A 23,419-nucleotide genomic window follows, 5' to 3' on the forward strand; every position below is an offset into this window, starting at 1 on the left:
GACCATGACTGCAACGCAGCAGCCCGTCGCAACACCGTCCGCGGGAACACGTCTCGCGGGCAGGTCGCGCCCAGCCCCCGTCCAAGCCGTTCCCCTGCGGCATCCGGGCCGCTGGTTCGCGGCCATCATTGTCGCGCTGTTCACGACGAGTCTGCTCTTGTCGATTGCGCAGAACCCGAACCTCGACTGGCCGACCGTCGGTGAGTACCTTTTCGCACCGCTCACACTGAGCGGTCTCGCCACCACTCTCTACCTGACGGTGGCCGCTATGGTGATCGGCCTGAGCGGCGGCATCGTTGTCGCCGTGATGCGGCTGTCACCGAACCCGGTGCTGCGGGTCGTCAGCGGGCTCTTTGTCTGGGTATTCCGGGGAACACCGGTGCTTTTGCAACTGATTTTCTGGGGCTTTATCGGAGCCTTTGTTCCTAAGCTCGTGATCGGCATCCCGTTCACGAGTATCGAGTTCTGGTCCGTGTCGACGTCAGACATCATCCCCGCAACCGTGGCCGCGCTCCTTGCCCTCGGACTCAATGAGATGGCGTATGCCTCGGAGATCGTACGCGCCGGCATCCAGTCTGTAGACCTGGGTCAAACAGAAGCTGCGCACTCGCTGGGTATGTCGCCGGGCAAGACTCTGCGGCGCATTGTGCTCCCGCAGGCGATGCGAGTAATCGTTCCTCCCATGGGCAACGAGGTCATCACCATGCTCAAGACCACCGCGCTCGTCTCGGTTATCGCCGGGCATGACCTGATGTCTAATCTGCAAGCGGCATACGCCCAGAACTACAAAATCATCCCATTACTGGTCGTGGCTGCGATCTGGTACCTCGTGCTCACGAGCGTTCTCAATGTTCCGCAAATGTGGCTTGAGCGACGATACGGCCGAGGCGTTGCTGGGGCCCGTGTCGGCGCGGTCGGATGGTTGCTGCGGCTCCGGAAGAAGGAATCCCAATGACGAAACTTATGGTCGAAGCGGTCGACGTACACAAGCGCTTCGGATCGCTCGAAGTGCTGAAAGGCATCAACCTCACCGTTGAGCAGGGCCAGGTAGCGTGCCTTCTCGGCCCGAGCGGATCAGGCAAATCGACCTTCCTCCGGTGCATCAATCACCTAGAGAAGATCGAAGCCGGAACGATCCGGGTTGCTGGTGACACGGTCGGCTACGCCGAGCGCGGCGGTCGCCTGCACGAGCTCCGCGAAACCGAGGTCGCAGCGCAGCGACGACGCGTTGGCATGGTGTTCCAACGCTTCAACCTGTTTCCTCACATGACCGCTCTCGAGAATGTCGCCGAGGCGCCGGTGCAGGTGCTGGGCCGATCAAAGTCCGACACCCGCCGTCGCGCGCTTGAGCTGCTCGACGAGGTCGGCCTCTCGAACAAGGCCGATGTGTACCCTTCCGCTCTGTCCGGTGGTCAGCAGCAGCGTGTGGCAATAGCTCGGGCGCTGGCGATGGAACCGGAGTTGATGCTGTTCGATGAACCAACGTCGGCATTGGATCCGGAACTCGTCGGCGAAGTTCTCGACGTCATGCGTCGGCTGGCCGAATCCGGGATGACGATGATCGTCGTCACTCACGAGATTGGTTTCGCCCGTGAGGTGGGCGACGTCGCCGTGTTCATGGACGACGGCGTCATCGTCGAGACTGGTGACCCTCAAGAGGTCCTCGTCGATCCGAGTGAAGAGCGCACTCAATCCTTCCTCTCCAAGGTGCTCTAGCGATGACGGAATCCATTATCACCGTGCCGACCACCGAGATTCTTCTCGGATATGCGCGCGGACTCAACGACGCGTTTCGTCAGGACCTTGCCGACCTTGTCGCGATCGACTCCGGCTCGGACGATGCCGAAGGCGTCAGAGCCGTGGCGGATTGGTGCACCGAGCGACTCGCCCTGCAGGGCTTTTCCGTGTCTGCCCACAAGACGGAGACGGTGGGTGGACAGTCTTTCGGACCCGTAATCATCGCTCGACGCCTCGGCACCGGCACGACTCGCGTTCTCCTGTTTGCCCACATGGACACTGTGTTCGACCGCGGAGATTCCGCCCGACGCCCTTATATAGAGGAAGCCGGACGGGCGTACGGGCCGGGCGTCAGCGATGACAAGGGCGGTATCGCCGCAGCATTCGCCGTCGCTCGTGTGCTCGCAGACTCCGGTTGGGACGGCTATGGGGAACTCATCATTGCGCTCACCCCCGATGAGGAGGTTGGCTCACCCGCCAGCCGTGAGATTTTAGCAGAGCTCGCCTCGACAAGTGATGTGGCGTTTTGCATGGAATGTGCTCGCGAAAACGGGGATATTGTCGGCTCACGTAAAGGGGTTGCCGACGTCCATATCGATGTGCAGGGCCGCACTGCCCACTCGGGCGTGGAGCCAGAACGAGGAGTGAACGCGGCCGTAGAAGCGGCCCACCTTCTACTCGAACTGCAGGCCCTCTCGGGGTCGGCTCCTGGTCTCTCGGTGAACGTTGGCACCATCGCCGCGGGGAACAAGGTAAACATCGTCCCCGGCTCGGCGCAATTGAGGGTCGAAGTTCGCGCCGTGCGCATCACAGACCTGATCGGGGCGCTCGATGCCATCGATGAGCGCGCGGACAGACCGCACGTGCCGGGCGCAGTAATCACCACGAAACGGCTGGATGTCTGTCCACCGCTCGAGATCGACTCGACGCGTGATCTCGCACGCATCGCGACAAGACTGGCGGTCGACCTAGGGCTCGATCTTCAGGTGGCGGCGACCGGTGGAGTATCCGATGCGAACTTCGTCGCGGCGTCGGGGGTGTCCACTCTCGACGGTCTGGGGCCCATCGGAGGAGGAGATCACACCGAAGATGAGTGGATCGACTTGACCACGGTCCCCCAGCGCGTCGCCCTGCTGTCGGCGCTCATTGTCGAGGTCTCGCGCTACGATGATGAGAGTTGGAGAGGGGCACGATGACGTCAGAAGAACACGTATCTGTCACCGAGAAGATCCGCCGCGGGATGGGCGATTGCACCCCGGCTGAGCGCAAAGTCGCCCGTGTTCTCCTCGCCTCCTCTCCGTCGGCAGGGTTTGAGACTGTCGCCAAACTCGCCGCTCGTGCCGGAGTGAGTGGGCCGACGGTGGTGCGATTTGCCGTTCGATTCGGCTTCACCGGATTCCCGGAGTTTCAACAGGCGCTGCGGGATGATCTCGACCAGCGTTCAGCGTCACCAATGGCGATCTATGACCGCGACCTATCCACCGCCGGCCCGAGAAGCGCGGAGGGCGCGAGTGTTCTCGACCGCGCAGCCGAAACCACCTCGCGCGCTATCGCAGGAACCTTCGCGGAGGTCGCTCCTCACGATTTCGAAGCAGGTGTTGCCGCTATCGCGGGCGCTCGTGGCCAAGTGTGGCTGGCCGGTGGACGGTTTGGCGGTCTCTTCGCACGCTACCTGGCCCAGCATCTCCAGATGCTGCGCGCGGGGGTCACTCTCCTTCCCGAGGAGCCCAGCGCGCGGGCGGCGGCGATGACCGGCATCGGTCGCACCGATGTTCTCGTGCTGTTCGACTACCGCCGCTATGAGGAGGGAACGCGCGCACTAGCGACGCGAGCCGCCAAACGTCACACTCCCGTCGTCTTGTTCACGGACTCGTGGATCTCCCCAATCGCGTTGGATGCGACGGTGGTGCTAGCAAGCCAGACCGATTCGCCGTCCCCCTTTGACGCGATGAGTCCTGTTCTGGCTCTCGTTGAAGCAGTAATTGCCGGATGTCTCGAATCATTGGGCAACCCGGCGGCGGAACGGATGCGCCGAACTGAGGCGACCGCCGAAGAACTGGGTCTCTACTAGCGGCTCACTTCCGAGGCAATGCTTTCGAGCGAAATTCGTCCGCCGCGGCGATGCCAAGAATCCAAGCACCGTTGGAGGTGTTGGCCTAGATTGGTGGAGCGGGCACCCCAGCGGCCTTCGCACCTCCACCCGTTGCCACCGACAGGATCTTACTGTGAACGATAGGTCTAGTTCAGTTGATTTCTTGCTGGTTCAAGACCCCCCTCCGGAGATTTCCGAAGAGGATGCCGCGGCTTTCGCCGACACACTCTTCGGCATCGACGCAACCGCCCGTTCCCTCGGTAGCCATCAGGACCGCAATTTTCTTCTGGAGGGCTCGGGCGAGCGCGCGCTCCTGAAAATCTCCAACCCCGCCACCACAATGGCTGAGCTTGAAGCACAATCCCGCGCAGCGATCCACCTTGCCGAACGGGAGCCCCGCATCCGGGTGCCGCTCACCCGCACCGCACGCGACGGCGGGCGCGCTCAGAAACTCACGGTCGGCGGCCAAACACTGCACGCCCGCGTGCTCGACTTTCTCGACGGCGCACCCCTATCGGGTGGGCGATACCTGTCCCCCCACGCTGTGCGCGCGATCGGTGCTCTTGCCGCTCGCGTCGCTCTCGCTTTCGCCGACTTCGCTGCTCCCGGCATTGAACGCTCCAACCAGTGGGATCTTCGCCGAGCGCCGGAAGTGCTCGACGCGCTTCTGCCGCAGGTCAGCGACGAAGCCCTTCGTGCGCGCCTTCGCGAGGCGAGCGACGACGCGTGGGCACAGGTGTCGTCGCTGTCAGGGGCGCTTCCGGTCCAAACAATTCATGGCGATCTCACCGACGACAACGTTGTGTCGAACGACACCATCACGGGGATCCCCGACGGAATTATCGACTTCGGTGATCTCAACCGCAGCTGGGCTGTCGGCGAGATTGCGATCACGGTCTCCTCTCTTCTGCACCACGATGGGGCCACGTTGCCGTCCGTGCTCCGCGCAGCCGCGGCGTACCACGCGATCCGCCCGCTCTCGCTGGCCGAGGCTGAGGCGCTCTGGCCACTTGTCGTGCTGCGGGGCTCGATACTCGTCGCGAGCGGCCACCACGTGCAAACTACGGATCCCGACAATGAGTACGCGAGCGAGAATTTGCTGCACGAGCTGCGCATCTTTGAGCAGGCCACCTCAGTGCCGCTGGCGGTGGCGAACGAACTCGTTCGTACCTCCCTTGGACACGAAGTCCAGCAGGCCAGCCTGCCAGCGAGCCCAAGTCTGATGCCAACGCTGAATCCGAACGACGTGACCGTGCTGGATTTCTCAGCGACGAGCGCTGCGCTCGATAACGGCCGCTGGCTCGAAAATGACGCTGAAGCGGAGATCGCCGTCGAGGCCCTCCGCGCTGGCGCTTCCGCCGCACTCACTCGCTTCGCAGAACCGCGGCTTACACGGGCGCGCATCCCGATCGACCCGGAACCGCAAAATACTCCGCTCGGTATCGAGCTGACGCTCGCGAAACCCCACGAACTGATCGCTCCCTGGCCGGGCACTGTCACACTGAACTCTGACGGTATCGCGTTTCGCGGCAACGGCGTGCTGCTCAGTCTCGAGCGGGCCGACGCGCTTGTTTCCGATGGCTCAGAGGTGACCACTGGAGCGCCGTTCGCTCGCGTGCAACACCGGCTTCGAGTGCGGGCTTCGCTCGGCGATGTCGAGGTGCCCTGGCTTGTGGGCCCAGAACTCGCTGCCGCGTGGCGCACGATCGCCTGCGATCCAACACCGCTCGTGCTTGGCCACACCCTTCCCAGCACCGATCGCGATTCGGCGGCGCTTATCGTTCGCCGGCGCGGCACTCTCGCCGACGCCCAGGAGTTCTACTACGACGAGCCGCCAATGATGGTGCGGGGCTGGAAGGAGTACCTCGTTGACACCGATGCCCGGGTGTACCTCGACGTTCTCAACAACGTCACCTCTCTCGGACACGCCCACCCGCGCCTCGTCAACGCTGTCACCCGGCAGTGGAGCCTCCTCAATACCAACTCCCGCTTCAACTACCCCGAGGTTGTTGATTTTTCCGAGCGTCTGAGCGCGCTGCTCCCCGATCCTCTCAGCTCAGTCTTTCTCGTCAATAGTGGTTCGGAGGCTGTTGATCTTGCGCTGCGCATTGCCCGGGCCTGGAAGGGACGCAGCGATGTGCTCGCCGTGCGCGAGGCTTACCACGGCTGGACATACCTTTCGGATGCCGTATCCACCTCGATCGCAGATAACCCCGACGCCCTCAGCTCGCGGCCGGATTGGGTGCACGCTGTCGATGCGCCAAACACCTACCGAGGTAAGTACCGCGGTACGGAGTCCACCCGTTACGCCGACGAGGCGGTGGCCGAGGTCGAGCGTCTGGCCGCGGCCGGGACGCCGGTGGGCGCTTTTATTGCGGAAGCTTTCTACGGCAATGCGGGCGGGGTCGCCCTACCCGACGGCTACCTCGATGCTGTCTATAGAGCAGTACGCAAGACTGGCGGGCTCGCAATCGCCGACGAGGTGCAAGTGGGCTACGGTCGGCTGGGCGAGTGGTTCTGGGGCTTTGAACAACAGGGAGTCGTGCCCGATCTCGTCGCGGTTGCCAAGGCAATGGGCAACGGGCATCCACTCGGCGCGGTGATCACGACCCCTGAAATCGCTGCAAACTACCGTTCACAGGGATACTTTTTCTCATCAGCCGGGGGCAGCCCGGTGTCGAGCGTCGTCGGCTTGACCGTGTTGGATGTGATGCGAGACGAAAGATTGCAAGAGAACGCAGTCGAGACCGGCAGTTATCTCAAGGAACGCCTCGCAACGCTTGGCACGCGCCACCCCCTGGTCGGAACCGTGCACGGCAGCGGTTTCTATCTTGGACTCGAATTAGTGCGCGACCGCGTAACGTTGGAGCCCGCTACCGCAGAAACTTACGCTATTTGCGAGCGACTGCGTGAGGTGGGCGTCATAGTTCAGCCCACGTCGGACTACCAGTGCGTGCTCAAGATCAAGCCACCCATGTGTCTCACTCGTGCGAGTGCCGACGCTTTCGTCGATGCGCTCGATCGGGTGCTAACCACCGGGTGGTGATACCCGAGACTAATGCCGACTACTCTGGCGGCTTCTCCTGAGGCCGGACAGCCTTCGGCTTCTTCTCGCTGAGCCGGTTGGGTTGCCGCTTTTGGTGCGCCAACTCTCCGCCTCGTCGACCGCCGTGCGGCCGCCCGTGGTCGGCGTATTCTTCTCGGAAGTATCCGAGACGCCACTGCCCCATCTCGATCCGGGCCCCGGTTCGCAGAACTCGTTTGCCCGCTTGCTTTTCGGAGACCGGCTGAGAGCCTCCCGCTACTTCACCCAGTGAATAGAGGAAGTATTCGTCGTCAGCATCGTGGCGAATTTCGGCATGAAACGGTTCCAGGCCGGGGAGCTGTAGGTCGGCGGATGGAGAAGATCCGATCGTGGTGGTGCCGGGCAGAAGGTCAAACTCTCGCGGCATTTGGCCGTTCCAGTTCTCGGATCCGATCACAAAGATGAGCCGGGGCCTGCCTGCACCGAATTCGTAGTGCGTGGTGGTGATCCGCCGGCGAATTGACCGATCGAAGGTCGGTACGGGCGGCCACAGTGTTCCGGGTGGCAGAAGCATCGCCGGTGCCGCATTGGTTCGAGAACTGCGACGTCGCAGCAGCGGCATCACCGCGTTTCGGCTGCCAAGCGCAATATGTGCCGAACCGGTGAGTAGACGCTGAGTGACGGATGCCTTCACCGCACCCAGCCGAACGATCACGCCGTTGGGGCCAGACAGGGAGACGGTCAGCCCACGCTCAGCAAGTGCTGCAGCGATCACGCGGAGATCTTTGAGTTTGGTGGTTCCGGACTGCACAAAAAGTTCTGGCTTGCTGGAGTTCACCTCGATGTCGAGGCCGCTGGCGGTGATGGTGCCAGTCATTTGTTCCGACTCGACTGAGGCGGCGTCTGACGACTCAGGCGAACCCGGCGTCTCAGGCGAACCCGGCGTCTCAGGCGTCTCGCTGATCGGCTGGGCGAGAGAAAACGCCAGATCGATGTCGAGTCGAGTGGACGTACTCATCGTTACGGGGCGGGCGTTTCGGTGCCGGCACCCTCGCTGGTGGTGATTCTCAGGGTTCCGTTCAGCTTCCAGGTGGCACGCGGCGCATTGGGGCCAACGTCACGGGGAACTTCGACGGTCATGTCGACAAAGCTGTAGTTGATGACCGCGCTCTTGCCGGTGAGGTATGACCACATCTCTTTGCCGAGATCGGTCCAGTCCTTGATGTTGTGCGGTTCGGGGCCGTCGGCATTCGGAGCGGCGGTGGGGTTCTCGGTATCAGACATGATTTCTTCCTTTTCGCTTGCGGCAGGAATCCGGCAGTCATCGTCTTCGAAACCACCCACTGTATGGCTACGTTATCCGAGGCCATCGTGGCGCGGAAGCACCTTTCGAGAGATCTAGCGGATTCTCAGCGGGGACGGTTGAGGCCAGTGGCCGCGGCATCCCACAGTCCACGAAGAGTCGCGTCATGAGCTGCTTCATCACTTCACTTAGCGGCGCGAGCACTCCCAATCAGGCCGGCTCGAACCAGCAGCACGTAGAGCTGGCAGCCGAGGCAGTAGTCGAACACCGCGTTGAGGAACGCAGCGACGAACGCCAGCGCCGCGAAGATGACGAGGGCGTAGGGCACCGCTGCGAGGTGCAGCACGATTCCGAGCCCGGTGACGATTAGGCCGATAGCCTGCGAGAACGTCGGCGGCCGAGGGTCTTCACGATGGCTCGGTGCACTCAACACGCGACGCACTGTGTTCTTGAACAGCAAGCCGTACGGGTGACGTTGAATGCCAGCGAATGCTCCCCACGCAAAGAGCAGTGCGATCGCACTGAGGAGGATGAAGGCGGGCTGGGTAGCCCGCTCCGCGATCGAGGCGGGCAAAGCCGCAGCACCATCCAGCCCTAATCCGATCACGGTGAGCAACAGTACTGCAGTGATTCCCGCACCGAAACGGGGACCGCGCGGGTCGATCCCGGTGTGGCCAGGCTTGGCTGCGAGGGCCGCTTTCGATCGGGTAGGGCGCACTGGCTCAGGGGTAGGCGTCTGATTCACGTTCATCGTCATTGTTGTCCTGACAGTTGTTTCGTTCGGTGAGGAAACTGGGTGCGCTAGGAAGGCGCCGGGGTAAGTAGTCGGTCGAGCTCGGCCCGTACAGCGGCCAATTTAGGGGCACCGCCGATTCGAACCTGCAGTTCGCCGTTGCCATCAAGTATGAAGATCGTTGGGGACTGCAACAGAGTGAACTGGTTTGCGATCTCAGGTCGCGACGTCACATCGATATCGACGTGAACGATCGCCCCACTTCCATCGTCGAGTTCTTCGGCAAGGCCACTCAATAGTGTGTGAGTTGTCTTGCACGGGGCGCAAACCTGGGTCGAGAACTGCAGCAGGGTCGCTCGTGAACCGAATGCCGGCGCATCCGGAATCGTAATGCGGTTCTCGGATGTTGCACCAGTGCGCGACGACCGCTGAATGCGACCACTCTGGGAACGCCACAGTAGCCCCAGTACAGTCGATAAGACCACTAAGCCGATCAAGACGGATGCGGTTTCCACAGGATTCACCTCTTCATAATATTTTACGGTGGGTTGCACCGGGTTTTTGTGACGCGACGTTACGGGCGATGGCGGTATCGGCTGCCAGCGGCGCCCTGATGTTGGGCTCGGGGTGCTGCGGACGAGTTGCTCCGTCGCGTTCATTCGCATGATCGCGTGCTGCAGGCCCGTCGTCGTCTTCGTGTGAAACAACGGAGCCGAGGCCACTATTCCAACCAGCGCAGCTAGTGCCTAAGCGCCAGTTCGAACATCGTCAAAGCGGAAAGTGACAACCAGCGGCAATGACGTAAAGATAAGGTCCGTGCACTGACGTAGCAACAACGGCGAATGCTGTTGCCACGGCGCCGATAACTGCGATCGGGGCAATCGCCGAACGAATCGGTGGCGGTGTAACCAGATTGCCGATGCGATCGGGGCCGGCAGCATTCAGAAGTGCTTGCGCCATGATCGGCTCCGGTCCCGCTCGACCAACTGTTTGTGGTTTCCCAAGTTTGAGTAGCGCGCCGGCTAGGGCTGGTGTTCCGGCGGACCGGCGGGCCGCATCATCCGCCGCGATCTCTAGGTAGTGCGGTACCGCATTTGTTACCGCCGCCATGAGCGGAAGCCAGCGCAGGGGCGCTACCAGCACATCGAGGGCGGCGAGAACGAGGTGGTGGTGTCCGTGCACGTGCTCTCGTTCGTGGGCGAGAACAGCGACGAGTTCGTGGGTGTGAAGCACCGCGATGAGCGTGTCGGAGATAACGATTCCACCGTGGCGTTGCGGCAGAGAGAACGCGGTCGGATGCGGGTCACGCGTCATCAGAACTCGGTGCCCGTAAACAGTGATGCGCTGCGCCCGCCCGGTAATGTCCCGCGCGCTGGCGGCAGTTCTGCGCCGACGACGCGCTCCACGGGCAACCGCTATTCCCCCGAGCGCCATTAGGGCGGCTGCAGGCAGAAATACAAGGATCGCAGAAGGGACGGCAGTATCGATCGGGCTTGTTGAGGGGAACGGTGTGGCTGCGGCGATGCACCGTTGGCAGACTCCCGTGATCGATGTGGGCAGAACGGATGGGCCGGTAAACAACCACGCCAGCATGAGACTTAGCGCTGCCGACGCCAATAACCAGAGTGCGACGGTCGCGAGGAGCAGCCCCACGGCGGTACGGGGCGTGCGCATCAGTGCAGGGGCGGCAGCCCGCACAAGCTTTGGGCCCGCCAGCATTGTCGCCACGAGGGTTGTGGCGAGCAGTAGCGGCACGACCAGAGCAGTCACGGGCGATCCTTCTGCTGCTCGAGGTACTCGCGGAGAAGATTGAGATCGTGCGAGTCAATCGAGTCGACGAAGTGCAGTATCGCGGCGGCACGATCGCGGCTGGTATCGAGTGCGACCTCCATCAGGCGGGCCGTGTGTTGTTCTCGGGTGCAGCGCGCCGTGTATTTTACGGCGCGGCCTTCACGCGAGGAAACAATCAGCTTTTTGCGGTCAAGATTCCCCAGCACAGTCGCGATCGTTGTGTAGGCGTGTTGTGCGCCGAGCTGCACTATTACTTCCCGAATAGTGAGGGGTTCCGAATCCCACAGCGCATCCATGACGTGCTGCTCGAGACTGCCCAGCGGCAGCGGTCGACACCGTGTTTCGGAGTCTAGTTTCTCGCTCATACGCTGACTGCCTGTTTCGCGACGGGCGCTGGGCAGGCAATCTGCCCGCGCAGCCTCCAGACCATGGCGACTGCCGAAAAGATAAGCGCGCCTGCCGCTAGGAACGGCTGGAGCGGCGCAAACCAGGCCAATGCCCCCGTGTAGCCGAGCGCAAGCAAAGCGATCTTGTTGCAGACTGGGCAGCCGACCGCGAACCACGCGAGCATTCCCCCGGTGATCGCAAAACGCCCGGTGCGGCGTTCTTCGCGTTCCCTCGAGGAGGGCGCTGGGGCGGTTGCGTCGACATCTGCCCCTTGTAGGTCGCCGGTCGCAGCGCTGCTGGGCGGGCGAATGTAGGTGGCGATCAAGATACCTGTCATGGCGGAGGTGACGACCCACACGGGGTAGTTCCACCACACGGGGGGAATCTCGCGAGTGAAGAGGGTGTTGGGAATCAGAACTGTCGCGATTCCGATGACAACTCCAACGGCGATCGTCGCCGTTGCCGCGACGAAAATCTGCCGCGGGGTCCATGCGCGCAAGGCCTGAACGGCCAATCCAAGGGACTCTGTGGCCGCGGTAAGCCAACGACGGTTCCGGTTCATGCTTACTACTATGCCTGATGGTTTACTATCGTGCATAGTCGACTATGTTGGATAGTCGATTGTATTGTGAGAGGACCGTCGATGAGTGAGCAGGCAAAACCCGCCAGTAGGGCAAAACGTGGAGTACGGAGCTGGCTCGTTCCGGGCGGAATCATCGTGATCGCCGGTCTGTTGCTCGCCACAGTGATTGTGCAAGCACAACCAGAGCAGTCCGCCACCACTGCGGTTAACGAATCTGCCGACGGCAGCGCGACCGCGCCCTCTGAGCTGCCAGACCTCACCCAGTTCGAATACCGTGATCCCTCAGATGTTCAAGCAATAGGCCCTGTCGATGCCCCGGTCGCTCTCGTGGTGTTCTCCGACTACCAGTGCCAGTTCTGCGCGAAATGGACTCAGAGCACGTTGCCGGAGATGATGAAGTATGCGGAGGCCGGAGATCTGCGCATCGAATGGCGCGACATCAACATGTACGGCGAAGCCTCCGATCGGGCCTCCCGCGCAGCCCACGCGGCCGGACTCCAGTCGAAGTTTTGGGAATACCACAACGCCCTCTACCCCAATGGAACCCACCGCTCAGAAGCAGAACTGAGCCTCGATGCCCTCGTCACCGTTGCCACAGAGTTGGGTCTCGACACGGAAAAATTTGTCGCCGATCTGAACTCCCCCGCCGTTCTCGCGACGATCAATAAACGTGCTGAAGAAGCCCGCCAGCTCGGTGTGACCGGCACACCCTCCTTCCTCCTTAACGGAGAACCTATTGTCGGAGCCCAACCAACCGCACTATTCGTGGATACCATCGATAGCCTTCTTCTCGACGCCGAAAGCGGTCAATAGGTGGAGATAGGCTTACTCACCGCCTTCCTCGGCGGGATGCTGGCGCTCCTCAGCCCGTGCGGTGCGCTCCTGCTGCCCGCCTTCTTCGCCTCCACCGTGGGAACGAAGATGCAGCTGCTCGTCCACGGCTCAGTCTTCTATATTGGGCTCGCCGTCACCCTCGTTCCCTTCGGTCTTGGCCTGGGGGCGCTGGGGGCGCTGCTCATCTCGGAGCGCGGTCTCATCATCGCCATCACGGCCGTCGTTCTTGTCATCCTCGGCATCGCCCAAATCTTTGGATTTGGTTTCGATCTTTCCCGGATGCTCCCCGGAGCGTCCAAACTGCAGGAGTCGGCATCCACCCGCACCGGGCTGCTGCGAACCCTCCTGTTGGGTGCTGTCGGCGGTGTCGCCGGGTTCTGTGCCGGGCCCATCCTCGGCGCAATCCTCACCCTCGCCTTCGGTCAAAGCAACCTCTGGAATGCCGGTGCGCTGCTCGCCGTTTACGGGCTCGGGATGGTGGTGCCGTTGGTTATCATCGCGGCCCTCTGGCAAAAGATGAGCGCTCGCGGGCGCCGAGTGTTACGAGGACGAACGTTTACTGTGCTGGGGCGCGAACTGCACAGCACCTCGGTCATCACCGGAACTCTCATCGTTGGCGTGGGCGCCCTCTTTTGGTTCACGAACGGTCTTGTCAGCATGCCCACCCTGATCCCCACCGATGTGCAGGTGTGGATTCAGCAACGCGGCGCTCTGCTCGCAAACCCCATCATCGACGCTGTCGCAATCCTCCTGCTGGCCGCGATTGCGCTAACGATTTGGGGTGTGCGGAACCGTCGGCGGGCTACGCAGAAGCAGAATGCTCAGGATGCTTCTGTTCACGCTTCGACGCCGTCACCGGAATCAGCTGTCGGGCCGTCACAACAACAAAAATGATTAGCAGCACAAATGAGGTTCCGTCGGCCGCGATATAGAAGTAGTGCCAGAGCGAGCCGGCTGTCTCCTGCCCGGCGAGCAGGGCATCCGTTCGCGCATTGAGCGGCGGCCGGATGACTAACACCTGAATCAGCAGCACCACCCAGAGCCCGATCAACAGTCCCCACTGCGATCGCGAGGCGCGTGGGCGGATCATCGCGGCAGTCAGAAACACGAGCAGCACGAGCGCCGTCATGTTCATGGCGGGGAACACCAGACGGCCAATACCGAGCCCCAATTCGAGTGTGATCCCGGGTGCTTGAAATTTCAGCGGTGTCTCCAGGAACGAGATGGCGATGATTAGCCCCAACCAGATTGCGGGGATCACAAGGCGGAGTGTGAGACTAGCGCGCTGCATGGTTCCAACCTATCGGAGTCGCCTGCCACGTGATTCGAGGTGTTCGTGGGTGTTCGTAGGTGAGGGGTGGGTGCTCGTGTGACTCATCAAACGTTCTGAGATTTGCAGCAAACGACTGGCCCTTCCACGCCGCCTCAAGCGCTCGGCCCGTTCCGCAAGCAAACCCACGCCACAGGACCCTGAAGGGCTGACGCAGACCGCTGCCGCCCCGCGAAATGTTCAGTGCTTGACGGGTACGAGCGTGATTTTCTGCCCCAGCGCCTCAGCCAAACGAAGGAGTGTCGTCGGGCCATGTCGTCTTCGCGCGATCCGCAAGCTCCGCGACCTTCTTTGCCATGGCGGCTCCTTCACTCTTCTCTAAATTATGTGCTGAACACATACAGCATCAACTGGTGCGTTGCCGTTTCCAACGTTCGTGGAGCTTGCGCGCCTTCACAATCTCACGCTGCTAACGTTTATCTGAGGGGGTCAGCCTTATTGTTGTAACAGTGGTGGAGCAAGACAATTTTTTCGCCGTGGAAGGTGCGCAGCCGTCCACCATCAGTTGGTCCTTGTCATCTGAAGTTTCGGACATCTTCCTGCATTCCTCATTCGCTACTCTTGCTTCCGCGTAGCGGGCGGGGCAGATAGGCGCCTAGTCTTCTCGCATGAATGAGCTCAACTGGGATGGCTACCTCAACATCCGCGATTTGGGTGGCCTGCCGACTTCGCTTTCGATCACAGGCTTCACTGCGACTGGGCGAATTGCCTGTGGTCCGCGCCGAGAACGCCTAACCGCGGCCGGTTGGGCTGAGGCACGCAAGTGGGGCCTCAGCTCAGTGGTAGATCTCCGTTGCGCTTACGAAATCGGTGCTGGACAGGGTGACCCCGAAACCGCAGCGGAAGCTGCCGCCGACATCACCATCGTGAACGCCCCGACCGAAGATCAAGACGACGCCGAGTTCATGTGGGTCTGCACCCCCATCCTTGACTCCCCGGAGTACTGGGCTCACAACTGGCGCCTCCAACCCCACTTGGTACGCGGAGCTCTCGAAGCAATTGCAGCTTCACAACCTGGCACGCTCGTGCACTGCAGCGCAGGACGCGACCGCACGGGGATGATCAGCGCCCTCCTCCTCGGCAATGCCGGAGTCTCCCCGGATGCCGTAGCAGCTGATTACGCGGCTTCCGTTCACGCGATGGCGAGCGTCACGCAACTTGCACCCGGCCTCGCCGCTGAACGAGTCCGGTCGCCTGAAGAAGTTGACGAGTAGATGCTCGACAAACTGCCCATCGTTCGTGATGCTGCTGAGCGAACTGACGAGATTTTTGACCAGCTTGGCGTATCGGGAGCATCACGGGCGCGCTTGCGCTCCCTGCTCATTGAGCGCTAGTTACGAGCAGAAACGTCACCACTCCGGCATCAATTTTTTCCACGGGTGTTCGTCGGGAAGCCCGACACGTTCTCCCATTGCGTACTCCCGGAACACATCCGGAAGCAAGACCGGAGCTTCATAGGCCGAATGGTCGAGTAGATCCCACCGCCCTTCGTAGCCTGCGAATTGCTCTCGGTATACCCGAGACATCGATACCGGAGCATTTCGCTTTCCTGGTTTTCTGCCCGGCTCGGTAAGCCAATGCATATGGGTGATCCAAGCGGCAGCAGCAACATGTGCTCGAGGTACTACAAACCCACTCAACGGCCGGCTGTTGTCAGGGTGGATCGAGACCATCACAAACCATTCTCGATCGCTCTTCGGCGCCCCTTGAGCTTTCGTGCCAAGAGGCCAATTCACGTGGGAATCCAACCCGCGGGCTGACTTGACTTGAACTTCGATCATCGGGCGTTCCTCGGTTGTCTTGACCGCGAGGATGTCAGTACGTTCCAGACCGTCACGCGTCATTGCTGGTGCCCAGTCACGACGGGCTAGCTCACTCGCAACCCAGTGCTCACCAATTGTTTTCGTCTGCTTCGTATCAGCCATGCTGCGAGCGTAGTAGCAAACACCTCGATGACGGACACGGAATTGCTTCGTCCACGTGCGCTAATGGCTGGCGCTCCGGAAAACCCAGAACGGTCGACCGATCTTCTGCCCGCTGGACACTATTCGCTTCACTTCAGGCTATCTACCGAATACGTGAATGCGCCGACCGAAAACCAAGACGGAGGGCATGGCAGGTATATACGCCGACGTGCTCAGAATCGATGGTCTGAAGATCGTGCGGTGACGCAACCTCGACTGCACGCTTACGCGCTCCGCAGCAGTTCCGCGACCACGGGCGTAAGCGCACGCCCGAGCGTCTCGTGCTGGTTGGCATCCAGGTGCACCCCGTCGACTGTGCTGCTGGTGGTGACGGCGTTCGCGTCGAAGAAAGCACACCCCGTGTCCACACTCACCTGCCGGATCGCATCTGCGAGGCCGCGCGAGGCAACATCCCCGCCGGAGAATTTTGGGCCGATGGGGCCGCGAGGGTTGTCGAGCTGCGGTGGCGCAACGAGGAGAATCGGCGGCACCGGCATCCCCGGCTCGATCGGCGCAGTACGCACGGCGTTAACGACCGCCACCAGACCCGTCGCCGAGTGCCAGGCATTGTGCGAATGCATCGACTGGAAGTCGTTCGTGCCGAGCAGGAGTATGACGCAGTCGAGGGGCGACTGCGCTTCGATGACTTGGTGGATGCCAGCGAGCGCGTTGCGCCCTGGCTTGTACGGGTCGTCGAAGACTGTGCGCCGCCCGTTGAGGCAATCCTCGGTGACGCGGATCCGCTCACCGTCGACGTTGAGCCCCTTGTGCATCACGCCCGGCCACCGGGAGTCGAACGGGAGCCGCTGCCGAGTCCCGGGGATGATCCCCCACGTGAGCGAGTCGGAGTACACGAGGATGTGCTTCGTCTCGTCCATCTTGATCCTTTCAGTGCAGTCGTTTGCTCGGATACTCGCCACCGGCGTTCTCGAACGTCGCGTCCATAAACACTAACTAAAGTGACTCACACGAAGCACACCACACGCTGGCTCTCAACCGGTCTGCCTTGCTCGAAGTCTGGGGTGCCGCGAATCTGCGCGGATCTGGACGCGGAGGTCACTACTTCTCTCAAGCTCAATGCTCCAGCTCGACACTTGAGACGACCACCGTGAACAACCCCATCGAGGTCATCGACGAGGCGGTGATCCTCCCAGATATCACCGCTGCCTAAACTAAAACCACTGACCCCATACGGTGAAGCGAAAGCACACCGTTCAAAGGGGCGTCACCGAACCCAGTTACTCTCCGCGAACGGGAGTCTCACCGTGTCCTCGCTCAAACGCCATCAGGACCGGTGTTGCCGCTCGGCGAGAAACCGCTCAACTTTAGGCGAGCGGACATAACCAGCAGGAACGCTCCAACGCTCGATCTGTGCGGATGCTTGGGTCGACTGCACGACGAACCGCTTGACGGCTTCTTTGTTGACTACACGAGGTTCCACGATTTACACCTCTTTGCATTTCGATCCTGACTTCTCAGCTCACCGCGCGGCCGCTCACTGCATGCCTAACCCCTCAATGAACGACATATTTGCAGTCCGGCTCCATTACCAGGCGCGCCCATGATTACCGCGGCGTCCGCGACCGTCTCAGCGCCAGCATTGCCGAGCGGTCGAATCCGAAGGTTCGTCGAGCAACAAACCCCCCGATTGTTGTGCCGGCAGCGAGCCCCAAGCCGGTCGCTAGTGCCATGACCATTGCGGGCAGCGCTTCGTTCACTCCAAATTCGGAATCCATCAGCGCGTAGATGCCTCGGTACAGTGCGAGTCCGGGGAGCAGGGCAATAATTCCTACCATGTTTGTGGCGCCTTCTGGCACTTTCAGCCAACGGTAGAGAAGGTAGCTGATGACGCCGGCAGCTGTGCCGGCAAGGGCGGGAGCAAGCCCGGGTTCAGGCGCCGATGGCAACACCACCCAGTACACGGCGAATACGAGGCTGGCCCCGATTGCCATGAGCGGCAGCAGCCGCAGCCGCACGTATGAGGTGAGGGCGAAGCCGACGGCGATGATCGCAGAGCCGACCATCCCAGAAATTAGGCTTCGACTTTCTCCGAGAGAGTCGCCCACTGCCACCGGGATTCCGAGGCGCAGGGAGATGCTCAGCACGATCGAGATGCCGACCGCGAGGCCGAGCGTCATCATGATGACTTCCAATCCGCGGGCAGTTGCCGTGACGTAGTAGCCGCCGATCGCGTCACTGGCTGACGCGGTGAGCCCGACGCCGGAAAGAAGCATGATGATGCCTGCGATGACGATGACGGTCGGACTGTTCGATCCGGGTATTTCGATGCCAACCGAGCGAAGCCAAAACATGAACACGGCGATCGCAGTGGTCACCGCCGCGGCAGCCATCTGAGCAAAAAAGGCGGGAACCGACCAGAGCCCTAGACGACGCGTCATGAGATCCGAGATAGCCGCGGATGCGGCCGCCACAAGCACCAGCACAAAGCTCGCGTCAAAGATCACCACGACACCTGCCGCCAGAATCGCTTTACCCGCGGTCACCACCCAGCGACGGTACGGGTGGGGTGTGGTCAAAATCGCGCCAAGCTGCTCGCGTGTCTCATCCACATCTCCGGGACCATCCGGCCCGGTGATCTGGTCGATCAGCCAGTACACGTTCTGCAGCCGCGTGTAGTCGATGGTGCGCACTTTCACGATGCGCATGATCGACATCGGGTCTTCGTTCATCCCCCGATGCACCGAGACGGTGAGCGAGGTGAAGGTGATGTCGACGTGCATTCCGCTGACGCCATACGCGGTACTGATGCGAAGCACGGTAGCGACTACGTCAGCCGCGGATGCTCCTGTCGCCAGCATTGCCTCGCCGGCGCGCAAACACAGGTCGATGACTGACCGTGCGTGTCGCTGGGATAGCTGCTGCTCACTCCCCGGAATCGAAATGAGCTGAGTGGGCGCATTGTTTGAACGCAGGGCTCCCCCAGCCATAGTGATGAGGGAACGACTCACCCGTTGCTGAAATTCCCGAACCCGGTAGCTGATGCCCTTACTCACCCCTCTAGGGTAACCGGCATCTGATGGGCAAACCCTCGCCTCAAGTTCGCGAGACACGATAGGAAAAGAAGCTTGCGCTTACTCCGCTACCAGTGTGACGAGCGGCACGCTTGGCGCATCGCGGGGAGTGCCGACCGACACCGTCATTTGCCGTGCTACGGCATCAAGGGTGATCGTTGCCAACGTCGCCCAGCGATCGCCTAACAGCGCTCCGGGCTGCGGAACACAGCACAGTTCCGCGGCATCGCCCGGTTGGGAAACTAGATAAGGAACCAAATCGCTTGCCAGCATCGGGAGTGGTGAATCCGCCACGCGACCAGCCAGAACACCGTAACGAAGCTGAGAGTCGGGGTCGTAGAGCCCAGGCTTCTCACCGCGACCAAGATGCTCGTCAAGAAAGTGATTCGTGTGCAACAGCACGTGGTCGTGGGGCGTGAGCACGACCGCTCCATGCGGACTCAACTCCACGATGACAGCAGCGTCCGGGCTCACCACCGTGATCGCACTAGACGTACTCACCGGCGCTGACTGAAGAATGCAGACCGCCTCGCCGAGCGTTGACGCCTCGGCCAGAATTCGCGCCGCGACCAAGTGCACGGGGACGCCGTCGGGCCGGTCATCTTGATGCCCCAGAATATTGAGCATGATGCCAACGCCGGCATCGTTGATCCCGATCTTGCTCAGGATGCCGTGCTCAGTGAGACCAACAAAGTTGCGGATATTGCCGTGAACATCTTGTAGGTGCCAGTGGTCGGATAGCTCGTCGTGCCAGTCCCACGTCTGTGCGCCAACGGGGGCATTACGAGTGTTCACGATCGTCGAACATTCTCCGGGTCGTGCCCCGGCGGCAGAAGATAAAATCTCGGTGCGCGCATTGAGGGCGGCGATCTGCCACAGTTCGAGACCAGCGCCTTCGGCTGTTCCACGCATCTCCTCGACCAGGCTGGGGCACCAGTGACGGGCGCTCTCGATCGACTGTTCTGCGTTACTCCGAACCGCGTCTTTGTGAATGCCAGCCTGCGCGAAGAGCGCCAGATAGATGCGCACTCCGTCGGCGAGGGTGCCGCGCAGCGCAGACCCTCGTTGGAGCCCACGCTCGTGGGCATCGGTCGAATCGATTCGGATGATCTCAGGGCCGTAGTCGATCATGAAGCGATCTTCTCCCTGAACGCGCGAATGAGGCCGCGTTGCGGTTTCCACCCCGGTCGAGGTGCGCACGCGAGCAAAAGCTGGGTGTAGGCGTGCTGCGGGTTACTAAGAACTTCGGCTGTCGCTCCCCGCTCCACGATCGCACCGCGATGCATGACCACAATCTGGTCGGCCACCAGTTGCACAACCGAGAGGTCGTGGGTGATGAAGACGTAACTCAAGTTCTTGGCAGCCCGCAGCTCGGCGAGAAGCTTGAGAATCTGCCCCTGCACCGTGACGTCGAGGGCGGCAACGGATTCATCGAGCACAATGACCGAGGGATCCGCCGCGAGGGCTCGTGCGATCGCCACGCGCTGCCGCTGCCCACCAGAAAGTTCCCCGGGTAGCGCGTCGAGCTGACGGGGTTTAAGGCCAACCTGTTCGAAAAGTTCAACGCAGCGGTCGCGTCTCGCGCGAGCATTCAGTGAGGTGTGTGCACGCAGCACCTCATCAACGGCGGTGCTGACGCGAAGCCGTCGGTTGAGCGAACTCTGCGGATCTTGAAAGACCATTTGAATCTCGCGAGCACGTCGATGCAACTCGCGCCGACTTGCACGCTCGGCGACGGGATTTCCGTTCAACATCACGGTTCCCGAATCGGCGGTTTCGAGTCCCACGATGATTCGGGCGAGCGTTGTTTTTCCTGAACCCGATTCGCCGACAACCGCGAGACAGGAGCCGCGCTCAACTGTCAAGGAGATGTTGTCGAGCGCGGTGACTTTATGCCGCCCGTGGCCGCTGAAAATCTTGGTCAGCCCGTCCACGACGATTGCCGGTGTGCTCATTCGGACTCTCCTTCGTTCACGTCGGGCTCTGATAATGCTGTCTGTGACGGCACTGTCGCTTGCGGAATGATTCCGGCGGGTCGCGCATCCATCAGCTGCCGCGTGTAGGGATGCTGAGGGTTGTCGCGCAGTTGTTCCGGTACTCCGGTTTCAACGATCTGACCGTCTTTCATGACGCTGATGCGGTCGCAGACTGCCGCGGCCAGATCCAGATCGTGCGTTACGTAGAGCATGGCCATGCCGAGGTCGCGGCGGAATTCATCGAGAATCGCCATCACCTCAGCCTGCGTGGTGACGTCGAGCGCTGTGGTCGGTTCGTCGGCCAACATGAGTTTCGGCTTACCGGCGATCGCTCCCGCGATAACGACACGTTGCAGCATCCCGCCAGACAGCTGGTGAGGGTAGGAGCCGAGCACCCGGTCAACACCGTCGATACCTACTTGCTCGAGCAGTTCACCGGCGCGCAACCGCGCCGCGCCCTTGGGCATCCCCTGCGCATCATGCATACCTTCGATCAGGTAGTTGACGATGGGAAGCACGGGGTTCAATACCGCGTGCGGGTTCTGGGCGATCATCGATACGTCGGTGGATCGCATCCGCCTCAAAGCCTCGCCCTCCAGAAAAAGCACATCTGCACCGGCGAACGTAATGTTCCCGGTGACAGTAGCGTTGCTCGGTTCAATTCGAAGAATGGATCTCAGGGTCATCGATTTTCCGCTGCCTGACTCTCCGACAAGACCCACGGATTCACCCGCGGCAACGCTCAGCGATACATTCCGCAGAATGTCGAACTCTGCCCGTTCGGAGGCAATCGTCATGCACAGATCGCGAATCTCTAACATCAGAACTTCCTCCCCGCTGCAGCACGCCCACCGAGTCGTTCACCGATATACCCCAGCGAGGCGACGGTGAGCACAATCAATAGTCCAGCGAACATGCTCTCAGCCGGGTAACCCCGCAGCAACGACTGCTGACCGTCAGCAACCATGAGGCCCCAGTCAGCATCGGGTGCTTGCACTCCGAGGCCGAGGAACGAGAGTGCCGCGAGTTCGATCATCGCGAAACCAAAGTTGATGGTGGCCCCGGTCACGACCAGCGGGGCGATGTTTGGCACAAGATGCCTCACGGTGATGACAACCCCCGAGATTCCCTGCAGCTGTGGGGAGCGAATATACGGAAGGTTCCGTTCGCGAAGCGCCATACTCCGGATGACGCGGGCGGTGTACGGAATGTACGCGATCGAGAGCGCGAGGGCCGCGGTCGTCAGGCTCGGGCCAAATACGGCGATGGCGAGCATCGCGAGCAGCAGGTTGGGGAACGCGAAGAGCAGGTCAAGCAGGCGACTGATAAATGAGTCAACAATCCCACCCCACCAGACACTGATCAGCGCGAGTCCAGTACCGAACACTGCCGTGATTGTCACGACAATGACTGGGCCGAGCAACGCTGATCTCGCACCGAACAGCAGTCGGGAGAAGATGTCACGACCAGCTTGGTCAGTGCCCAAAAGGTGATCAATGCTGAATCCCTGGAAGCGATTGGTCACGGAACCAATTGTGGGATCGTAGGGCGCGAGCACGGGAGCGAATAATGCTCCAAGAACGACCACACTGAATAGGGCTGCTGCGGCTATGCCGATCGGGCCAAGCAGCGTCTTGATGCGAATCATCCTTCACCTCGTGTTCTCACGCGCGGATCGATCGCCGCATACAGCAGGTCAACTAGAAGATTAATAAGGCCAAAGGCGGCCACGAGGATGATGGCGATTGCCTGCACGACAGCGAAGTCCTTGGTCTGCACGGCGTTGATCAGTAGCGTGCCAATGCCATCCAGGGTGAAGGCGTATTCGATGACGAAGGCACCAGCGATGAGTCCGGCGATGTGCACTCCGACGATTGTGCTCACGGGGAGCATCGAGTTGCGGATCACGTGTCGGCGCTGCACGAGCCGTTTCGGTACGCCGCGTGCCATGGCCATGATTGAGTGCTCGGAGCCACGCTCTTCCCGAATGGAGGTGCGGGTGATGCGCGCGACGACCGCCATGGAAGGCAGCGCCAGCGCGAGGGCCGGCAGGGTGAGGTGCCAGAGCCGGTCGAGAAAGCCGTCGCCGGAGCCGAAGACAGGAAACCAGCCGAGCCCGACACTGAAGATGCTCATCAGGATGAGGGCGGCAAAAAAGGTGGGGACGGCGAAGCCGAGGTTCGACCCGAGGAGGATGATCTTGTCGAGCGGGCCGTCGCGGGTACCGGCGACGATACCGAGCCCTACTCCAAGCACCATGATCAGGATGGCGGCCATCACGACGAGAGTGATTGTGGTGGGCAGTCGGGTGGCGAGCAAGTCGCCCACGTCTTGACGGTTTACGAGCGATTGCCCAAAGTTTCCTTGCAGTACCCCGGTGAGCCAGTTCCAGAAGCGTGCAAGGAAGGGGTCATCGAGCGAGTACTGCTTGCGGATCGCGGCGAGAACTTCGGGCGAGACGGTGCGACCCTGTACAAGAAATTTTTCTGGGCTGCCCGGGGCTGCATACATCCCGGCAAAGACAAGAAAACTCGACACGATGAGCACGCCGATGAGCGCGAAGAGTCTCCGTATGATGAACATCACTGGAATGGCACCCCTTTTGGTGACAGTACGTTGTGGTGGCAGCAGC

General features: G+C 61.3%; 25 protein-coding genes. 8 read left to right on the forward strand and 17 right to left on the reverse strand.

Annotation, left to right across the window (positions count from 1 at the left end; all coding sequences use genetic code 11):
- The first annotated feature begins 4 nt into the window (after nucleotides 1-4).
- The 5 genes from FB472_RS01580 to FB472_RS01600 all read left to right on the forward strand — a co-directional run bounded on the left by FB472_RS01580 (nucleotide 5) and on the right by FB472_RS01600 (nucleotide 6,875).
- Entirely contained in the window at nucleotides 5-955 is a 951-nt protein-coding gene (locus FB472_RS01580) for an amino acid ABC transporter permease (RefSeq protein ID WP_141989369.1), read from the forward strand.
- Nucleotides 952-1,716 (forward strand): amino acid ABC transporter ATP-binding protein, encoded by a 765-nt coding sequence (locus FB472_RS01585; protein ID WP_021810128.1) that lies wholly within the window; start codon nucleotides 952-954, stop codon nucleotides 1,714-1,716. The genes FB472_RS01580 and FB472_RS01585 overlap by 4 nt, the downstream gene beginning before the upstream one ends.
- Nucleotides 1,717-1,718: 2 nt before the next feature.
- Nucleotides 1,719-2,933: a M20 family metallopeptidase gene (locus tag FB472_RS01590; RefSeq protein ID WP_141989370.1), complete on the forward strand. Its 1,215-nt coding sequence runs from the start codon at nucleotides 1,719-1,721 to the stop codon at nucleotides 2,931-2,933.
- Entirely contained in the window at nucleotides 2,930-3,808 is an 879-nt protein-coding gene (locus tag FB472_RS01595) for a MurR/RpiR family transcriptional regulator (protein WP_141989371.1), read from the forward strand. The genes FB472_RS01590 and FB472_RS01595 overlap by 4 nt, the downstream gene beginning before the upstream one ends.
- Before the next feature lie 154 nt (nucleotides 3,809-3,962).
- Complete coding sequence (locus tag FB472_RS01600; protein ID WP_141989372.1) at nucleotides 3,963-6,875, forward strand: aminotransferase; 2,913 nt, start codon at nucleotides 3,963-3,965, stop codon at nucleotides 6,873-6,875.
- A 19-nt stretch (nucleotides 6,876-6,894) separates the two neighbouring features.
- Here the strand turns inward: FB472_RS01600 and FB472_RS01605 are convergent, their stop codons facing one another.
- The 7 genes from FB472_RS01605 to FB472_RS01635 form a co-directional block, all read right to left on the reverse strand.
- Nucleotides 6,895-7,872 (reverse strand): FHA domain-containing protein, encoded by a 978-nt coding sequence (locus FB472_RS01605; RefSeq protein WP_246078014.1) that lies wholly within the window; start codon nucleotides 7,870-7,872, stop codon nucleotides 6,895-6,897.
- Nucleotides 7,873-7,874: 2 nt separating this feature from the next.
- The gene (locus FB472_RS01610) at nucleotides 7,875-8,138 is read right to left on the reverse strand and encodes a hypothetical protein (protein ID WP_035898187.1); all 264 of its coding nucleotides are present in this window, start codon (nucleotides 8,136-8,138) and stop codon (nucleotides 7,875-7,877) included.
- A gap of 203 nt (nucleotides 8,139-8,341) precedes the next feature.
- On the reverse strand, nucleotides 8,342-8,908 hold the full coding sequence (locus FB472_RS01615) for a DUF4395 domain-containing protein (protein WP_425467224.1): 567 nt from the start codon (nucleotides 8,906-8,908) through the stop codon (nucleotides 8,342-8,344).
- A gap of 50 nt (nucleotides 8,909-8,958) precedes the next feature.
- Nucleotides 8,959-9,414, reverse strand: coding sequence for a thioredoxin family protein (locus FB472_RS01620; RefSeq protein WP_246078015.1), 456 nt, complete (start codon nucleotides 9,412-9,414; stop codon nucleotides 8,959-8,961).
- A gap of 244 nt (nucleotides 9,415-9,658) precedes the next feature.
- Nucleotides 9,659-10,660, reverse strand: a complete 1,002-nt coding sequence (locus FB472_RS01625; RefSeq protein WP_141989374.1) for a M48 family metalloprotease — start codon at nucleotides 10,658-10,660, stop codon at nucleotides 9,659-9,661.
- Nucleotides 10,657-11,046 carry a BlaI/MecI/CopY family transcriptional regulator gene (locus tag FB472_RS01630; protein WP_141989375.1) on the reverse strand — a complete coding sequence of 130 codons (390 nt, stop codon included), beginning with the start codon at nucleotides 11,044-11,046 and terminating at the stop codon, nucleotides 10,657-10,659. The genes FB472_RS01625 and FB472_RS01630 overlap by 4 nt, the downstream gene beginning before the upstream one ends.
- Entirely contained in the window at nucleotides 11,043-11,630 is a 588-nt protein-coding gene (locus FB472_RS01635) for a hypothetical protein (protein ID WP_141989376.1), read from the reverse strand. Before FB472_RS01635 ends, FB472_RS01630 begins: the two co-directional genes overlap by 4 nt.
- Before the next feature lie 81 nt (nucleotides 11,631-11,711).
- Between FB472_RS01635 and FB472_RS01640 the strand changes: the two genes are divergently transcribed.
- Both FB472_RS01640 and FB472_RS01645 read left to right on the forward strand, forming a co-directional pair.
- Nucleotides 11,712-12,464 (forward strand): DsbA family protein, encoded by a 753-nt coding sequence (locus FB472_RS01640; RefSeq protein WP_141989377.1) that lies wholly within the window; start codon nucleotides 11,712-11,714, stop codon nucleotides 12,462-12,464.
- On the forward strand, nucleotides 12,465-13,379 hold the full coding sequence (locus FB472_RS01645) for a cytochrome c biogenesis CcdA family protein (RefSeq protein ID WP_141989378.1): 915 nt from the start codon (nucleotides 12,465-12,467) through the stop codon (nucleotides 13,377-13,379). It begins immediately after the preceding gene.
- On the opposite strand, the gene FB472_RS01650 is transcribed toward FB472_RS01645, so the two are convergent.
- Nucleotides 13,288-13,776, reverse strand: a complete 489-nt coding sequence (locus FB472_RS01650) for a hypothetical protein (RefSeq protein ID WP_141989379.1) — start codon at nucleotides 13,774-13,776, stop codon at nucleotides 13,288-13,290. The two genes, FB472_RS01645 and FB472_RS01650, sit on opposite strands and share 92 nt — an antisense overlap.
- 647 nt (nucleotides 13,777-14,423) lie before the next feature.
- On the opposite strand from FB472_RS01650, the gene FB472_RS01655 reads away from it, so the two are divergent.
- Entirely contained in the window at nucleotides 14,424-15,029 is a 606-nt protein-coding gene (locus tag FB472_RS01655; RefSeq protein WP_246078016.1) for a tyrosine-protein phosphatase, read from the forward strand.
- Between the two features lie 135 nt (nucleotides 15,030-15,164).
- Here the strand turns inward: FB472_RS01655 and FB472_RS01660 are convergent, their stop codons facing one another.
- The 9 genes from FB472_RS01660 to FB472_RS01695 all read right to left on the reverse strand — a co-directional run bounded on the left by FB472_RS01660 (nucleotide 15,165) and on the right by FB472_RS01695 (nucleotide 23,370).
- The gene (locus FB472_RS01660) at nucleotides 15,165-15,740 is read right to left on the reverse strand and encodes a hypothetical protein (RefSeq protein WP_141989380.1); all 576 of its coding nucleotides are present in this window, start codon (nucleotides 15,738-15,740) and stop codon (nucleotides 15,165-15,167) included.
- A gap of 263 nt (nucleotides 15,741-16,003) precedes the next feature.
- The gene (locus tag FB472_RS01665; protein ID WP_141989381.1) at nucleotides 16,004-16,657 is read right to left on the reverse strand and encodes an SGNH/GDSL hydrolase family protein; all 654 of its coding nucleotides are present in this window, start codon (nucleotides 16,655-16,657) and stop codon (nucleotides 16,004-16,006) included.
- A gap of 407 nt (nucleotides 16,658-17,064) precedes the next feature.
- Nucleotides 17,065-17,220: a hypothetical protein gene (locus tag FB472_RS13945; protein ID WP_170192006.1), complete on the reverse strand. Its 156-nt coding sequence runs from the start codon at nucleotides 17,218-17,220 to the stop codon at nucleotides 17,065-17,067.
- Between the two features lie 124 nt (nucleotides 17,221-17,344).
- Nucleotides 17,345-18,793, reverse strand: coding sequence for a threonine/serine exporter family protein (locus tag FB472_RS01670; protein ID WP_246078017.1), 1,449 nt, complete (start codon nucleotides 18,791-18,793; stop codon nucleotides 17,345-17,347).
- Between the two features lie 78 nt (nucleotides 18,794-18,871).
- Complete coding sequence (locus FB472_RS01675; protein ID WP_141989382.1) at nucleotides 18,872-19,942, reverse strand: C45 family autoproteolytic acyltransferase/hydrolase; 1,071 nt, start codon at nucleotides 19,940-19,942, stop codon at nucleotides 18,872-18,874.
- The gene (locus FB472_RS01680; RefSeq protein WP_141989383.1) at nucleotides 19,939-20,766 is read right to left on the reverse strand and encodes an ABC transporter ATP-binding protein; all 828 of its coding nucleotides are present in this window, start codon (nucleotides 20,764-20,766) and stop codon (nucleotides 19,939-19,941) included. The genes FB472_RS01675 and FB472_RS01680 overlap by 4 nt, the downstream gene beginning before the upstream one ends.
- On the reverse strand, nucleotides 20,763-21,608 hold the full coding sequence (locus tag FB472_RS01685) for an ABC transporter ATP-binding protein (RefSeq protein ID WP_141989384.1): 846 nt from the start codon (nucleotides 21,606-21,608) through the stop codon (nucleotides 20,763-20,765). The genes FB472_RS01680 and FB472_RS01685 overlap by 4 nt, the downstream gene beginning before the upstream one ends.
- The gene (locus tag FB472_RS01690; RefSeq protein WP_141989385.1) at nucleotides 21,608-22,435 is read right to left on the reverse strand and encodes an ABC transporter permease; all 828 of its coding nucleotides are present in this window, start codon (nucleotides 22,433-22,435) and stop codon (nucleotides 21,608-21,610) included. Before FB472_RS01690 ends, FB472_RS01685 begins: the two co-directional genes overlap by 1 nt.
- Entirely contained in the window at nucleotides 22,432-23,370 is a 939-nt protein-coding gene (locus tag FB472_RS01695; RefSeq protein WP_246078255.1) for an ABC transporter permease, read from the reverse strand. Before FB472_RS01695 ends, FB472_RS01690 begins: the two co-directional genes overlap by 4 nt.
- Nucleotides 23,371-23,419 lie beyond the last annotated feature (49 nt).

The sequence above is a fragment of the Rhodoglobus vestalii genome (assembly GCF_006788895.1).
Lineage (GTDB): Bacteria > Actinomycetota > Actinomycetes > Actinomycetales > Microbacteriaceae > Rhodoglobus > Rhodoglobus vestalii.